We start from the raw sequence: 1,426 nt of genomic DNA, 5'->3' as shown, positions 1-1,426 counted from the left end.
CCGCAGCCCGCGCCCGCGTCACCGCCGACTCGACCTGTTCGGCGCTACCACGCATCACCACGTACGCCACAGCCGCCACGTGCTGGTCCGTCTGCGACAACGCGGTGAAATCCTCGGCGTGGACGGTGAACCGCTGGATCACCGCGCCGGTGCCCGCGGGCGTTCCGCCGAGGAGGGTGTGGGCCCGCCGCAGAGCCCGGTGTGCCGGCGACATGGACGCCGTGTCCACCGGCGCCTTCGCCCACAACCGCTGGAATTGGGAAAAGCGAGACGAGGGCGCCCGTTCTCCCACGTTCCTACCTGATCGACGAACCACGGCAACTCATCCGAGAGCTCACGCACGATGCGTTGCGCAGCACTGCCTGCTGACTCGCCGGGCAGCTGCGTCAGGACGAGTGGGTGCTTGCGCTGGAGGTCGGCTACTGCTTTGGCGTGCCGAGGAACTTGCTGCGAAAATTTGGCATGCGCTTGAAGGTGACTTACGATGGACCATTCAAAGTCGATTTCGGGACTGAAGGCCTGCGCTCGAAATGACTTCCACGGAGATTCGACGCCGTCCCAGAAGCTTTTTGTGAAGTCATTCAAAGCGTAGCCCAGGAGCCCATGCGCCAACTCGTGAGTCGCCGTACGCATCACACCGTCATTCATGCGAAAGTGTGCGCGGGCATAAATATTGAACAGCTTCTGTGATTTGAAATACCCCCCCGTGGCGTGGAAATCTAGTTCATTTTTTTCCAGCGTAGACCGCACTACGCCGACTGTTCCCACCTCCTGCTCGAAGCTGCTGCGGCTGGATTTTTTGCGCCGCTCTCCCATGATGGGCGCGTAGTTGCGCAGAGAGGCGCTCAATTGCGCCAACGTGTTGAGGTGGAGAGGCAGAGGGGTGATCTTCGCCTTGACAGCATCAGCTGCTTTCGGATTATGTTCCAGAACCGCCTGCACGCCGGCGGCGGAATTGAAGGCGATATGGTATTCAGCCTCCATCTTCTGTATCAGTCGGCGGCGCAGCAGTTCACTTTCACTGTTCACGAATTTGCTTTTTTCTTCGACATGAACGTCGGGCGCGCCGGTATCCCCGTCGTCAGGGACAGCGAAGACGTGACCACCGTCAGCGGTGTGTGTCGGTACCGTCTGGTCGGCCGCCGCCGTACGGGTGCCAGGGCCGGCCGCGGTCGTGTGCGGGGTGTCCTCACCCGGCTTCGCGGCGGGGTCCGCATCGGGACGCAGGGTGGGGGCGGCTGCGTCGCTCGTCACGGAGCGGGTGAGGTCCATGGCGGCATCGGCGGCGGGCGTGATGTCGGACTCGGGTGACCTGCTGCTGCCCGCGGTCTCGGGTGCAGCGGAGTGTTCTGACGGGGCAGGCCGCGGTCCGGCTATGGGTTCGTAGGTGTCGAGGACGGCTTGCAGCCGGGAGTGTTCCGCGGAG

Annotated in this window: 1 pseudogene; it reads right to left on the bottom strand. The window is 63.3% G+C overall.

The features are described 5' to 3' along the window. Positions 1 to 138: 138 nt before the first annotated feature. Positions 139 to 1,426: pseudogene (locus IE94_RS40155) on the bottom strand (hypothetical protein); the annotation flags it as partial.

This window comes from Streptomyces violaceorubidus (assembly GCF_000717995.1).
Classification (GTDB): Bacteria; Actinomycetota; Actinomycetes; order Streptomycetales; family Streptomycetaceae; genus Streptomyces; species Streptomyces violaceorubidus.
This window is presented reverse-complemented; position numbering and strand designations above follow the sequence as displayed.